The 14,511-nt window shown below is 64.4% G+C and carries 11 protein-coding genes; 1 reads left to right on the plus strand and 10 read right to left on the minus strand.

Annotation, left to right across the window (positions count from 1 at the left end; translation table 11 throughout):
- Positions 1-220: 220 nt before the first annotated feature.
- Positions 221-778, plus strand: coding sequence for a C40 family peptidase (locus N0B71_RS00335; RefSeq protein WP_442964639.1), 558 nt, complete (start codon positions 221-223; stop codon positions 776-778).
- 51 nt (positions 779-829) lie between these two features.
- Here the strand turns inward: N0B71_RS00335 and rarD are convergent, their stop codons facing one another.
- The 10 genes from rarD to gyrA all read right to left on the minus strand — a co-directional run bounded on the left by rarD (position 830) and on the right by gyrA (position 14,444).
- Complete coding sequence (gene rarD, locus N0B71_RS00340) at positions 830-1,726, minus strand: EamA family transporter RarD (protein WP_259756498.1); 897 nt, start codon at positions 1,724-1,726, stop codon at positions 830-832.
- Positions 1,723-2,592: a carboxylate/amino acid/amine transporter gene (locus tag N0B71_RS00345; protein WP_259756499.1), complete on the minus strand. Its 870-nt coding sequence runs from the start codon at positions 2,590-2,592 to the stop codon at positions 1,723-1,725. Before N0B71_RS00345 ends, rarD begins: the two co-directional genes overlap by 4 nt.
- Before the next feature lie 140 nt (positions 2,593-2,732).
- Positions 2,733-4,415 (minus strand): 30S ribosomal protein S1, encoded by a 1,683-nt coding sequence (gene rpsA / locus N0B71_RS00350; protein ID WP_259756501.1) that lies wholly within the window; start codon positions 4,413-4,415, stop codon positions 2,733-2,735.
- Between the two features lie 400 nt (positions 4,416-4,815).
- Positions 4,816-5,505, minus strand: coding sequence for a (d)CMP kinase (gene cmk, locus N0B71_RS00355; protein WP_259756502.1), 690 nt, complete (start codon positions 5,503-5,505; stop codon positions 4,816-4,818).
- Positions 5,505-7,730, minus strand: coding sequence for a bifunctional prephenate dehydrogenase/3-phosphoshikimate 1-carboxyvinyltransferase (locus N0B71_RS00360; RefSeq protein ID WP_243808804.1), 2,226 nt, complete (start codon positions 7,728-7,730; stop codon positions 5,505-5,507). Before N0B71_RS00360 ends, cmk begins: the two co-directional genes overlap by 1 nt.
- The gene (gene hisC, locus N0B71_RS00365) at positions 7,723-8,835 is read right to left on the minus strand and encodes a histidinol-phosphate transaminase (RefSeq protein WP_259756503.1); all 1,113 of its coding nucleotides are present in this window, start codon (positions 8,833-8,835) and stop codon (positions 7,723-7,725) included. Before hisC ends, N0B71_RS00360 begins: the two co-directional genes overlap by 8 nt.
- Positions 8,836-8,861: 26 nt before the next feature.
- Positions 8,862-9,467 (minus strand): adenylyl-sulfate kinase, encoded by a 606-nt coding sequence (cysC, locus tag N0B71_RS00370; RefSeq protein ID WP_259756504.1) that lies wholly within the window; start codon positions 9,465-9,467, stop codon positions 8,862-8,864.
- Positions 9,467-10,564: a prephenate dehydratase gene (gene pheA / locus N0B71_RS00375; protein WP_259756505.1), complete on the minus strand. Its 1,098-nt coding sequence runs from the start codon at positions 10,562-10,564 to the stop codon at positions 9,467-9,469. The genes cysC and pheA overlap by 1 nt, the downstream gene beginning before the upstream one ends.
- Complete coding sequence (gene serC, locus N0B71_RS00380) at positions 10,564-11,649, minus strand: 3-phosphoserine/phosphohydroxythreonine transaminase (protein WP_259756507.1); 1,086 nt, start codon at positions 11,647-11,649, stop codon at positions 10,564-10,566. Before serC ends, pheA begins: the two co-directional genes overlap by 1 nt.
- A 14-nt stretch (positions 11,650-11,663) precedes the next feature.
- A complete protein-coding gene (gyrA, locus tag N0B71_RS00385) occupies positions 11,664-14,444 on the minus strand; it encodes a DNA gyrase subunit A (protein WP_259756508.1) in 2,781 nt (926 codons plus the stop codon).
- Positions 14,445-14,511 lie beyond the last annotated feature (67 nt).

A 14,511-nucleotide genomic window follows, 5' to 3' on the forward strand; every position in this document is an offset into this window, starting at 1 on the left:
GTCGTGTCCTACAAGTCACAGGGCATTTGTCAGAATCGACAAACGGTACGAATCGTCATGAAAAGTCGTTCAGAATGCGTGGAATTTTTGAGCGGACCAAAGGAAACCACGCCGACAACAATGGCGATCCAGCGGAGCCTGGGCGATATCAACCAGCAAGAAGACATGCCGAATGCGAAGTACACTTTTGACATGCCTTTCCATAGGCTTGGCGACCCTCTTGGCCGCCACCGAGGCAACCGCCTCCTCCAAGATTTCCCGCACCTATCAACCCGCACCGGTTGATCTGCGTATTCCAGTCCAGGGCAGCGCCCTGCTGACCTACAACGCCAAGCCGGTCAAGCAGACCAAGAGCGAGGCGCACCAGGTGACCCAGCGCGCCTACAGCATGATCGGCACGCCTTACCGCTGGGGCGGCACCTCGCCCAAGCGCGGCTTCGATTGCAGCGGCCTAGTGAACTACGTCTTCCAGAACGTCGATGAAGTCGACCTGCCGCGCACCGCGCAGCAGATGTACAGCATGCGCGGCAACTCGAAAGTGGCCCGCGACGACCTGCAGCCCGGCGACCTGGTGTTCTTCCGCATCCACAACCGCCGCAATGTCGACCATGTCGGCATCTACGTCGGCGACAACCAGTTCGTCCATGCGCCGCGTCGCGGCCAGAAGGTCCGCGTCTCCGACCTCGGTGGTGACTACTGGAAGAAGCATTACACCGCCGCCCGCCGTATCCTGCCGGAAACCCTGGCCAAGGCCGACGTCGGTCGCAGCTTCGACTGACAGCGCGCGCTCTCCCCGTGCGGGAGAGCGCCTTCCTTTCTCGCCCTTCCCTTACAGGCCGCGGCGCGCCTGCCGGCGCAACAACCGCGCGCTATCCCAACCGGTCAGCAGCACGGCGATCCAGATCGGCCCGTAGGTCCAGATCTGCGCCGGATTGAACGCCTCGCCGAGGAACAGCACGGCAATGGCGAACAACAGCACCGGCTCGACGTAGCTCAGAATCCCGAAGAGCCCCATCGGCAGCAGCCGGCTGGCCGCCATCATGGCGCCGAATGCCAGCGCGCTGATCAACCCCAGCAGCGGCAGCAGCGCCCACAGTCGGGGTACTGCCTCCAGCACCTTGCCGCTGTCGGTCAGCCACAGGGTCACCAGGGCGAACGGCAACAGCACGAGCATCTCGAAGACGAAGCCGGACAGCGAATCCACCGCCATCTTGCGGCGCAGCATGAAGTACGGCGGATAGCCCAGCGCGGTAATCAGGGTGAACCAGGAGAATGCGCGGGTCAGCCACAACTCGTGCAGCACGCCCGCCAGCGCAAAGGCCACCGCGATGGCCTGCAGCGGGGTCAGGCGCTCGCCATAAAACAAGCGACCACACAGCACCATGGTCAGCGGCAGCAGGAAGTAGCCCAGCGACAACTCCAGCGTCCGCCCGACCATGGGCGCCCAGATGAACACGCCCCACTGGATCAGCATCATCGCTGCCGTCAGCGGGAAGCATGCCAGCAACCACGGCTCGCGCAGCAGGCGCCGGCCCGCGTCGCGCAGCACGCCGCCCTGGCGGGTGAACAGCACCAGCAGCAGGACCATGGGGATGGACCACACCACCCGGTGTGCGATCACCTGGACGCTGGTCAGCGGCTCCAGCGAATGGATGTAACCGGGCAGCGTCACGAAGAGCACGGATGACGCCAGGGAGAGCGCTACACCACGTCCGGAAATGGTCATGCGAAGCGCTCCTTTCGACGGCGCAGGCCGAAACGATTGACGCCCAGCGACGCGACGATCACCGCACCACCCAGCGCCAGGCGCGGCAGGTCGGCCGCCTCGTTCCAGATCAGCAGGTTGATCAGCAGGCCCACCGGCACGTGTAGGTTGTTCATCACCGCCAGGGTGCCGGCGTCCACCTGCGTGCCGCCCTTGTTCCACCAGAACTGGCCCAGCGCCGTGGCCAACAGGCCCATCCACACCAGCACGCCCCATTGCAGTTCGGTGGTCGGCAGCTTCTGCGGATTGCCGAACAGCAACCAGCCCGGCAGCGCGATCACCAGCGCACCGACGAAGAAGTAGCCGAAGCGGCGGTACTGTGGGATGTCCGAGGGATAACGCTGCACGAGATGTTTGTAGAACACCTGCCCGGCAGCGAAGGTCGCGTTGGCCAGTTGCAGCAGCAGGAAGCCCTGGATGTAGTCGCCGCTGACGCCGTCATAGCGAATGATGCCGGCGCCCAGTACCGCCACGGCGGCGGCCAGCAGCGCCCAGGCGTTGAAGCGGCGGTTTAGCGCATCATCGATCAGCGCCACGTGCAGTGGCGTCAATACGGTGAACAGCAACACCTCCGGCACCGTCAGCACGCGGAAGCTCTGGTACAGGCAGACGTAGGTGATGCCGAACTGCAGCGCGCCCGCCAGCATCACCCCGGCGATGAATCGCGGCTCGACGCCACGCCAGCGGGTGAGCGGCAGGAATACCAGGCCGGCCAGCACCACACGGGTGAGCACGGCGAAATAGCTGTCGACCTGCCCGGCGAGGTACTCGCCAATCAGGCTGAAGGAGAACGCCCAGAGGACGGTGACAAAAAGCAGGTAAGGCATGGATAAGGCGACCGGAACGGGGCAGGCAACATAGCGTCAGTTCCAGCGTAGGAAAAGCACTGCGCGCCCGCGCCCAGTGAAAGGCAGAAACGAAAAAGGGCGACCGAAGTCGCCCTTTTCCTTGGATGAGGAAGCAGGGATTAGCCCTGGTTCTCCATCTGAGCACGGATCAGGTCACCGATGGTGGTCGGACCAGTGCTTTCTGCGTCTTGCTTGTGACGCAGTTCTTTCATCGCATCTTTCTCGTCATCAACGTCCTTGGACTTGATGGAGAGGGAGATGACGCGGCTCTTACGGTCGATGCTGATGATCTTGGCTTCGACTTCTTCGCCTTCTTTCAGGACGTTGCGAGCGTCTTCAACGCGGTCACGGCTGATTTCGGAGGCTTTCAGGATGCCTTCGATTTCGCCGCCCAGGCTGATGACAGCGCCTTTGGCGTCAACTTCCTTCACGGTACCGCGAACGATGGTGCCTTTCTCGTTGAGCGAGGCGTAGTTGGAGAACGGATCGTCTTCCAGCTGCTTGATGCCCAGGGAGATGCGCTCACGCTCCGGATCAACGGAGAGGATGACGGTTTCCAGCTCGTCGCCCTTCTTGAAGCGGCGAACGGCTTCTTCGCCAACTTCGTTCCAGGAGATGTCGGACAGGTGAACCAGACCGTCGATGCCGCCTTCCAGGCCGATGAAGATACCGAAATCGGTGATCGACTTGATGGTGCCGGAGATCTTGTCGCCCTTGTTGAAGCGGCCGGAGAAGTCTTCCCACGGGTTGGACTTGCACTGCTTGATGCCCAGGGAGATACGACGACGCTCTTCGTCGATGTCCAGAACCTGAACTTCCACTTCGTCGCCAACCTGAACGACTTTCGACGGGTGGATGTTCTTGTTGGTCCAGTCCATTTCGGAAACGTGTACCAGGCCTTCCACGCCCTCTTCCAGCTCGGCGAAGCAGCCGTAGTCGGTGAGGTTGGTGACGCGCGCGGTAACACGGGTGCCTTCCGGGTAACGGGCTTTGATGGCAACCCATGGGTCTTCGCCCAGTTGCTTCAGGCCCAGGGATACGCGGTTGCGCTCGCGGTCGAACTTCAGAACCTTGACATCGATCTCGTCGCCAACGTTGACGATTTCCGACGGATGCTTGATACGCTTCCAGGCCATGTCGGTGATGTGCAGCAGACCATCGACGCCGCCCAGGTCAACGAACGCACCGTAGTCGGTGAGGTTCTTGACGATACCTTTGACCTGCTGGCCTTCCTGCAGGGATTCCAGCAGGGCTTCGCGCTCGGCGCTGTTCTCGGCTTCCAGCACGCTGCGGCGGGAAACGACAACGTTGTTGCGCTTCTGGTCCAGCTTGATGACCTTGAACTCGAGCTCTTTGCCTTCCAGGTGAGTGGTGTCACGCACCGGACGCACGTCGACCAGCGAACCCGGCAGGAACGCGCGGATGCCGTTGACGTCAACGGTGAAGCCACCCTTGACCTTGCCGTTGATGACGCCCTTGACCACTTCGTCGGCAGAGAAAGCAGCTTCCAGAACAATCCAGCTCTCGGCACGCTTGGCTTTCTCGCGGGACAGCTTGGTTTCACCGAAGCCATCTTCTACCGCGTCCAGCGCAACGTGGACTTCGTCACCCACATTGATGGTCAGCTCGCCCTGTTCGTTGTAGAACTGCTCGACCGGGATGACGCCCTCGGATTTCAGACCGGCATGGACGGTGACCCAGTCACCATCGATGTCGACCACGATGCCGGTGATGATTGCACCCGGCTGCATGTCGAGGGATTTCAGACTTTCTTCAAAGAGTTCTGCGAAGCTTTCGCTCATGTCTATACCTGTAGTCAAAGGCTTGTAAGCCCGATTCCGCGCCACCAGCGAACACGGTCAAGTGATGAAAAAGAAGCCAGCGGGATCAAGACTGGTATCCCGCCGGCCCCCTGTTGCACCCGCCGAAACGGATGCTCCACATTCAGATTTTAAGGGAACGCTTCGCTCAATATGGGCGAAACCCTCCCGATACAAGGTCTGGAATGGTAGCAATGGATAGCGATTGCGTCAATCGACGGCCCTGGCGTCCAATGCCCTTGCCGACTCCAGCCTCGTTCTTTCATTTTCGCCCAACCTCGGAAGGTGGGGGAACCGCCTGTCAGATCCATTCTGCGGCCCCGCCCCACCCTTAAAGAAAAATCCCCGGCACTGCCGGGGATTTTCATTTGTTGCCGCTCGACTAGTCAGCCAGGCCCAGGCGCGAAACCTCAGCGAGGATGCTGTCGACCACCTCGTCGATGCCCATCGAGGTGGAGTCCACCAGGATTGCACCTTTGGCCGGCTTCAGCGGCGCCACGGCGCGCTGGCTGTCGCGCTCGTCGCGGGTGCGGATTTCTTCGGCCAGTTGCGCCTGGTCGCTGTCGATTCCCTTGTTCTTCAGCTGCAGGTAGCGGCGGCGGGCGCGCTCCTCGGCCGAAGCGGTGAGGAAGATCTTCAGCTGGGCGCCGGGGAAGACCACGGTGCCCATGTCACGGCCGTCGGCCACCAGGCCGGGCGCTTCGAGGAAGGCACGCTGGCGTTGCAGCAGCGCATCACGCACCGCCGGCAGCGCGGCGACCTGCGAGGCGCCGGCGCCGACCTGTTCGGTGCGGATGGTGTCGGTGACGTCTTCGCCTTCGAGGATGATGTGCTGGCCCTGCCCGCCCTTGGCGTGGGTGAACTGCACGTCGAGGTGCGCGGCCAGAACCTTGAGGGCTTCCTCGTTGGTCAGGTCGATACCGTGGTTACCGGCGGCGAACGCCAGCAGGCGGTACAGCGCGCCGGAGTCCAGCAGGTTCCAGCCCAGGCGCTTGGCCAGCAGGCCGGCGACGGTGCCCTTGCCGGAGCCGCTGGGGCCGTCGATGGCGACGACCGGCCATTCAGCGTTCATCAGTTCTTCTCCTCGGCGACGCGGATGCCCGCGCCGGAGGCCAACCCGAGGAAGTTCGGGAAGGAGGTCGCGACGTTGGCGCAGTCGTGGATGCGGATCGGCGCGCCGGCACGCAGGGAGGCCACGCTGAAAGACATGGCGATACGGTGGTCACCATGGCTCCAGACTTCGCCGCCGCCATAGCTGCCACCATCGATGATGATGCCGTCCGGGGTCGGCTCGCACTTCACGCCCAGGGCGATCAGGCCGTCGGCCATGACCTGGATGCGGTCGGACTCTTTCACGCGCAGCTCTTCTGCACCGCGCAGGACGGTGCGGCCCTGGGCGTTGGCGGCGGCGACGAAGAGTACCGGGAATTCGTCGATGGCCAGCGGCACCAGGTCTTCGGGGATGTCGATGCCCTTCAGCTGGGCCGAACGCACGCGAATGTCGGCAACCGGCTCGCCGCCCACTTCACGCTGGTTTTCCAGGGTGATGTCGGCGCCCATGAGCTTGAGGATGTCGATGACGCCGGTGCGGGTCGGGTTGATGCCGACGTGCTCCAGGGTCAGGTCGGAACCTTCGGCGATGCTCGCCGCGACCAGGAAGAAGGCGGCCGAGGAAATGTCGGCCGGAACTTCGATGGAGGTGGCGGTGAGCTTGTGGCCGGACTCGACGCGGGCGGTAGCGCCCTCGACGTCGACGGGGTAGCCGAAGCCGCGCAGCATGCGTTCGGTGTGGTCGCGGGTCGGAGCCGGCTCGGTGGTGGAGGTCTGGCCGGCTGCATAGAGGCCGGCGAGCAGCAGGCAGGATTTCACCTGAGCGCTGGCCATCGGCATGTCGTAATGCATGCCGGTGAGCTTCTTGCCGCCACGGATGGTCAGCGGCGGACGGCCTTCGGGGCCGGTCTCGATCACCGCGCCCATCTCGCGCAGCGGCTTGGCGACGCGGTTCATCGGACGCTTGGACAGCGACGGGTCGCCCGTCAAGGTGGAGTCGAACGGCTGGGCTGCCAGCAGGCCGCTGAGCAGGCGCATGGAGGTGCCGGAGTTGCCCAGGTAGATCGGACCGGGCGGCGGCTTCAGGCCGTGCAGGCCAACGCCGTGGACGGTCACGCGGCCGTGGTGCGGGCCTTCGATGACCACGCCCATGTCGCGGAACGCCTGAATAGTGGCCAGGGCGTCTTCGCCTTCGAGGAAGCCTTGCACTTCGGTCGTGCCTTCGGCCAGGGAGCCGAGCATGATCGAGCGGTGGGAAATGGACTTGTCGCCCGGTACGCGAACACGTCCGGACAGGCGGCCACCCGGCTGGGCCAGGTAAATCAGGTCATTGTTGTGCATGGCGTCCACATAGGCCCGTTGGGCCAGGATTTTGCTGAAATGCTCGCGGGCAACGCGGGCGCGGGTGAAGACGCCCATCAGTTGCTGCCCGTCCCCCTTGTCGACGGCCTCGCGCAGGGCGTCGAGGTCGTCACGGAATACGTCGAGGATGCGCAGCACCGCCTCGCGGTTGGCGAGGAAGATGTCGTGCCACATCACCGGGTCGCTGCCGGCGATCCGCGTGAAGTCGCGGAAGCCGCCAGCGGCATAGCGGAAGATTTCCAGATTCTCGCTGCGTTTGGCCAGCGAGTCGACCAGCGTGAAGGCCAGCAGGTGCGGCAGGTGGCTGGTCGCCGCCAGGACTTCGTCGTGGTGCTCGACGTCCATCTGCTCGACATCCGCGCCCAGCTCGCGCCAGAGACTTTCGACGCACCGGACCGCATCCGCGTCGGCATTATCCAGCGGCGTGAGGATGACTTTATGACGGCGGAACAGTTTCGCGTTGGCCGCCTCCACTCCGCTCTGCTCGGAACCGGCGATCGGGTGGCCGGGAATGAAGCGCGCCGGCATGCCGCCGAACACCGCCTTCGCGGCCCGTACCACGTTGCCCTTGGCGCTGCCGACGTCGGTGAGGATGGCGTTGCCCAGGTCGAAGGTAGCGAGTTCGCCGAGGACCTTCTCCATGGCCAGGATCGGCACGGCGAGCTGGATCACGTCGGCGTCGCGACAGCCGGCTGCGAGGCTTTCCTCGCAGCGGTCGACCACGCCAAGCTCCACCGCCAGGCGGCGGGTTTCCGGGTCACGGTCGACGCCGACCACTTCCTCGAACAGCCCCTTCTGGCGGATGCCCTTGGCGAAGGAACCGCCGATCAGGCCGAGCCCCACCACCACCAGGCGGCGCAGCTTGTGCGGCTGGACATCAGGCACGGGCAAGCACCTTGGCCAGCGCTTCGAGGAAGCGGGCGTTCTCGGCCGGCAGGCCGATGGAGATGCGCAGGTGCTGCGGCATGCCGTAGCCCCCCACCGGACGGACGATCACGCCTTCGGCGAGCAGGGCCTGGTAGACCGGGCCGGCGTCGCGTTTCAGATCGACGGCAATGAAGTTGCCCTTGGAGGGGATCCATTGCAGATCGAGTGCGCGCAGGCCGTTTTCCAGCTGCACCATGCCCTCGTCATTGATGCGTTTGCCCTCGGCGAGGTACTCGGCATCGTCCAGCGCGGCGCAGGCGGCGGCCAGGGCCAGGCTGTTGACGTTGAACGGCTGGCGCACGCGGTTGAGCACGTCGGCGACCTGCGCCGAGGAGATCGCGTAGCCGACGCGCAGCGACGCCAGGCCATAAGCCTTGGAGAAGGTGCGCGACACCAGCAGGTTCGGGTAGCGGGCCAGGTACTTCAGGCCGTCCGGCAGCTCCTCGCCTTCGGCGTACTCGATGTAGGCCTCGTCGAGTACCACCAGGACGCTCTCCGGAACCTGCGACAGGAAGCGCTCCAGCGCGTCCGGGCCGAACCAGGTGCCGGTGGGGTTGTTCGGGTTGGCGATGAAGACCACGCGGGTGTTGGCATCGATGGCCGCCAGCATGGCTTCCAGGTCATGGCCCCAGTCCTTGGCCGGCACGACCTTGCCCTGGGCGCCAACGGCCTGGGTGGAGATCGGGTAGACGGCGAAGGCGTACTGGCTGAACACGGCGTTCAGGCCGGGGGCCAGATAGGCGCGGGCCACCAGGTCGAGAATGTCGTTGGAGCCGTTGCCCAGGGTGACTTGCGCGGTGTCGACGGCGCAACGCTCAGCCAGGCGGCTCTTCAACTCGAAGCCGTTGCCGTCGGGATAGCGGGTCAGTTCGGCCAGTTCGGCACGGATCGCCTCGAGGACCTTCGGGCTCGGGCCCAGCGGGTTTTCGTTGCTGGCCAGCTTGACGATGCCGGCGGGGTCGAGCTTCAGCTCGCGGGCCAGTTCATCGACCGGCTTGCCCGGCACATAGGGGGAAAGCTTCTGCACACCCGGCTGGGCCAGGGCAAGGAAATCACAGCTCATGGGGCATCTCTCTCGAGTGGGGCCGCTCAGAATGAGTCGATGTAACCGGCGGCCACCATGTAATTGCAGATGCGGTCGACCGCTTCCTCGACCGTCAACGTGGAGGTATCGATGGCCAGTTCCGCGGCCTCCGGGACTTCGAACGGGGAGTCGATACCGGTGAACTGCTTCAGCTCGCCGGCCCGCGCCTTGCGGTAAAGACCCTTGGGGTCGCGCTCCTCGCAGACGCTCAGCGGGGTGGAAACATGAACCTCGACAAAGCACTCGGGCAGCAAGGCACGGACGAGGTCGCGATCGGCCCGGAACGGCGAGATGAACGCCGCAATGGCGATAAGCCCCGCATCCACCATCAGCGCGCCCACCTCGCCTACCCGGCGGATATTCTCGCAGCGGTCCTCGGCACTGAAGCCCAGGTCACGATTGAGGCCGTGGCGGAGGTTGTCGCCATCGAGCAGGTAGGTATGCCGACCACACGCATGCAGTCGATGTTCGAGAGCGTCGGCGATTGTCGACTTGCCGGAGCCGCTCAGCCCCGTCAGCCAGATCAGACACGGGCGCTGCCCCTTGATCCACGAGCGGCTCTTGCGATCGACCACCGACGGCTGCCAGCGAATATTTCGACTGCTGGGCATCAGAGCACGGCCTTGGGATAGGAACCCAGCACCTTCAGGGCGACGGCTTCGCTGTTGATCTTCTCCAGCACATCCTTGATCAGCGGGTCCTTGTGGTGACCGACGAAGTCGATGAAGAACACGTAGGTCCACTTGCCGCTGCGCGACGGGCGGGTCTCGATGCGGGTCAGGTCGATGCCGTTGTTGTGGAACGGCACCAGCAACTCATGCAGCGCGCCCGGCTTGTTGCGCATGGAGACGATGATGGAGGTCTTGTCGTCGCCGGTGGGCGGCACTTCCTGGTTGCCAATCATCAGGAAGCGCGTGGAGTTGTCCGGACGGTCCTCGATCTTCTCGTGCAGCTTGTCCAGGCCGTACAGGCTGGCCGCCATGTCGCCGGCGATCGCCGCGCTGTTCCACTCGCTCTTCACTCGCTTGGCGGCATCGGCGTTGCTGGAGACCGCCACGCGCTCGACGTTCGGGTAGTGCGCGTCCAGCCACTTGCGGCACTGGGCCAGGGACTGGGCGTGGGAGTAGATACGGGTGATGTTGTTGGTCTTGGTGTTCTCGCCCACCAGCAGGTGGTGGTGGATGCGCAGCTCCACCTCGCCGCAGATCACCAGGTCGTGCTCGAGGAAGCTGTCGAGGGTGTGGTTGACCGCGCCCTCGGTGGAGTTTTCCACCGGCACTACGCCGAAGTTCACCGCACCGGCGGCAACTTCGCGGAACACTTCGTCGATGGCCGCCATCGGCGTGCTGATCACCGCATGGCCGAAGTGCTTGAGCGCCGCGGCCTGGGTGAAGGTGCCTTCCGGGCCGAGATAGGCCACTTTCAGCGGCTGCTCCAGGGCGAGGCAGGAGGACATGATCTCGCGGAACAGACGCGCGACTTCCTCGTTGTCCAGCGGGCCCTTGTTCAGCTCCATGATGTGCTTGAGCACCCAGGCCTCGCGCTCGGGCCGGTAGAACACCGGCTTCTCGCCTTCGGGCAGCGCGGCCATTTTCACGCGCGCCACGTCGGTGGCGCAGCGGGCGCGTTCGCTGATCAGCTCGAGGATCTTCTCGTCGAGGCTGTCGATGCGTACGCGCAAAGCCTTGAGCTGGTCAGCGTCGCTCATCAGCCGTGCTCCTTCTCGAACTCGGCCATGTAGCCGACCAGGGCTTCGATGGCGTCCAGGCCCAGGGCGTTATAGATGGAGGCACGCATGCCGCCCACCGAACGGTGGCCCTTCAGGTTGAGCAGGCCGCGTGCGTCGGCGCCTTCGAGGAAGACCTTGTCGAGCTTCTCGTCGGCCAGGCGGAACGGCACGTTCATCCAGGAGCGGGCGCTGGGCTGGATCGGGTTGGTGTAGAAGTCGCTGCTGTCGATGAAGCCGTACAGCATGTCCTTCTTGGCGCGGTTGCGCTTCTCCATCGCCTCGACGCCGCCCTGCTCCTTCAGCCACTGGAAGACCAGGCCGGAGAGGTACCAGGAATAGGTCGCCGGGGTGTTGTACATGGAGCCGTTATCGGCGGCGACCTTGTAGTTGAGCATGGTCGGGCAGATGCTGCGGGCGCGGCCCAGCAGGTCTTCGCGAACAATGACGACCACCAGGCCGCTCGGGCCGATGTTCTTCTGCGCGCCGGCGTAGATCAGGCCGAACTTCGACACGTCGGTCGGGCGCGAGAGGATGTCCGAGGACATGTCCACCACCAGCGGGACGTCGCCGACTTCCGGAATCCAGTCGAATTCCAGGCCGCCGATGGTCTCGTTGGACGCGTAGTGCAGATAGGCCGCGTCCTTGGACAGGTTCCACTCGTTCTGACCGGGAATGGCGAAGTAGTCGTACTTGGACGCGCTGGCGACCACGTTGACGTTGCCGTAGCGGCGAGCCTCTTCGATGGCCTTCTTCGACCAGATGCCGGTTTCCACGTAGTCCGCCACGCCATCTTCGGGCAGCAAGTTCAGCGGGATCTCGGCGAACTGCTGGCTGGCACCGCCCTGCAGGAACAGCACCTTGTAGTTCGACGGCACGCCCATGAGGTCGCGCAGGTCCTGTTCGGCCTTCTCGGCGATGGCCACGTAGTCGTCGCTACGGTGGCTCATCTCCATGACCGACAGCCCCTTGCCCTGCCAATCCAGCAGTTCGGCGCGGGCGCGCTCCAGCACCTCGGTGGGAAGCGCCGCGGGACCGGCGCAGAAGTTAAAGGCTCGCTTGCTCACATCCACTCTCGCTATCAGTCTTCGCTGGCCTGCGGGGCTTCTTCCGCCGCAGCTTCGCCTGCTTCTGGGTTCTCGTCCGAGACCTCGCCGTCGACGATCTCGCCGTCGATGACGTCGTCTTCGCCTTCCACCACGGTCGGCTCCTGCACCCGCTCCAGACCCACGACGGTCTCGTCGGCGGCCAGCTTGATGAGGATCACGCCCTGGGTGTTACGGCCAGCGCCGCGCACTTCGTCGACACGGGTACGCACCAGGGTGCCCTGGTCGGAAATCAGCATGATTTCCTCGCCGTCCAGCACCTGCACGGCACCCACCAGATTGCCGTTGCGCTCGTTGATCACCATGGCGATCACGCCCTGGCCGCCACGACCGCGACGCGGGTAGTCGGCCAGCGGGGTGCGCTTGCCGTAGCCACGCTCGGAGGCGGTGAGGATCTGCGCCTCGCGGCACTCGGGGATCAGCATGGAGATGATGCGCTGGTCGTCGGCCAGGCGCATGCCGCGCACGCCACGGGCGTTACGACCCATGATGCGCACCTTGCTTTCCTTGAAGCGGATCACCTTGCCGGCGTTGGAGAACATCATCACGTCCTTCGAACCGTCGGTGATGGCGGCGGCGATCAGCGAGTCGCCCTCTTCCAGCTTCAGGGCGATCAGGCCGTTGGAACGCGGCTTGGTGAACTGGATCAGCGGGGTCTTCTTCACGGTGCCTTTCATGGTGGCCATGAAGATGTACGCGCCGGTCGGCTCGTCCTGGCTGAAGTCGGCGTCATCGCCCTCTTCGCCTTCTTCGGCTTCCACCACCTCGGCGACCTGCTCGGCGACCACGTCGTCGTCATCGCCCTCTTCACCGGCGAACTGGGCACGCACGGCTTCCAGGTCGATCTGCAGCATCGCGGTGATGCGCTCGCCTTCGTCCAGCGGCAGCAGGTTCACCAGCGGACGGCCACGGGCCGTGCGGGAGGCTTCCGGGATCTCGAAGGTGCGCAGCCAGTAGACCTTGCCCTTGCTGGAGAACAGCAGCAGCGTGGCGTGGCTGTTGGCGACCAGCAGGTGTTCGATGTAGTCCTCGTCCTTCACGCCACTGGCGGATTTGCCCTTGCCGCCGCGACGCTGGGCCTCGTAGGCAGCCAGCGGCTGGGACTTGGCGTAGCCGCCATGGGAGATGGTCACCACGCGCTCTTCTTCGGTGATCAGGTCGGCGATGGTCAGGTCCATCTGCGACGCGACGATCTCGGTGCGGCGGGCATCGCCGAACTCGGCCTTGACCTTCTCCAGCTCCTCGCGAATGACTTCCATCAGGCGCTCGGGGCTGGTCAGAATGCGGATCAGCTCGCCGATCAGGGTGAGGATTTCCTGGTATTCGGACAGGAGCTTCTCGTGCTCCAGGCCGGTCAGGCGGTGCAGGCGCAGTTCCAGGATGGCCTGGGCCTGCTCCGGCGACAGGTAGTACTTGCCCTCGCGCAGGCCGTACTGCGGATCCAGGTCTTCCGGACGGCAGGAATCGGCACCGGCGCGCTCCACCATGGCCTCCACGGCGCTGGATTCCCAGGCGGTGGCGATCAGGCGTTCCTTGGCTTCGGCCGGGGTCGGCGAGGTCTTGATCAGCTCGATCACCGGGTCGATGTTCGACAGCGCGACGGCCTGGCCTTCAAGGATGTGGCCGCGCTCGCGGGCCTTGCGCAGTTCGTAGACGGTCCGGCGGGTCACCACTTCACGGCGGTGACGGATGAACACCTCGAGCATTTCCTTGAGGTTCATCGTGCGCGGCTGGCCGTCGACCAGGGCCACCACGTTGATGCCGAAGACGCTCTGCAGCTGGGTCTGGGCGTAGAGGTTATTCAGCACGACCTCGCCCACTTCGCCGCGGCGCAGCTCGATGACCACGCGCATGCCGTCCTTGTCGGACTCGTCGCGCAGCTCGGTGATGCCTTCGATCTTCTTCTCTTTCACCAGCTCGGCGATCTTTTCGATCAGACGGGCCTTGTTCAGCTGGTAGGGCAGCTCGGTGATGATGATCTGCTGGCGGTTGCCGCCCTTTTCCATGTCCTCGATGGTGGCGCGGGCACGGATATAGATGCGGCCACGGCCGGTGCGATAGGCCTCGATGATGCCCGCACGGCCGTTGATGATGCCCGCCGTCGGGAAGTCGGGGCCGGGGATGTAGTTCATCAGCTCGTCGATGGACAGCTCGGGGTTGTCCATCAGCGCCAGGCAGCCGTCGATCACCTCGGTGAGGTTGTGCGGCGGGATGTTGGTCGCCATGCCCACGGCGATACCGCTGGAACCGTTGACCAGCAGGTTCGGGATCTTGGTCGGCATGACCGCCGGGATCTGCTCGGTGCCGTCGTAGTTGGGCACCCAGTCGACGGTTTCCTTGTCCAGGTCCGCCAGCAGCTCATGGGCGAGCTTGGCCATTCGCACTTCGGTGTATCGCATGGCCGCGGCGTTGTCGCCGTCCACCGAACCGAAGTTGCCCTGGCCGTCGACCAGCATGTAGCGCAGCGAGAAGGGCTGGGCCATGCGGACGATGGTGTCGTATACCGCGGTGTCGCCGTGCGGGTGGTACTTACCGATCACGTCGCCGACCACACGGGCGGACTTCTTGTAGGGCTTGTTCCAGTCGTTGCCCAGTTCGCTCATGGCGTACAGGACGCGCCGGTGCACGGGCTTCAAGCCGTCGCGCGCATCGGGCAGGGCACGACCGACGATCACGCTCATGGCGTAATCGAGGTAGGACTGTCGGAGTTCGTCTTCGATGTTGACCGGGAGGATTTCTTTGGCCAGTTCGCCCATGAGAAGCCTGGTTCCTTTTTCAAATGGGACTCCGCCACGCTCGTCCTGAGCCCGGCGGAGCGCGGTG

The sequence above is a fragment of the Pseudomonas sp. GCEP-101 genome (assembly GCF_025133575.1).
GTDB classification, from domain to species: Bacteria; Pseudomonadota; Gammaproteobacteria; order Pseudomonadales; family Pseudomonadaceae; genus Pseudomonas; species Pseudomonas nitroreducens_B.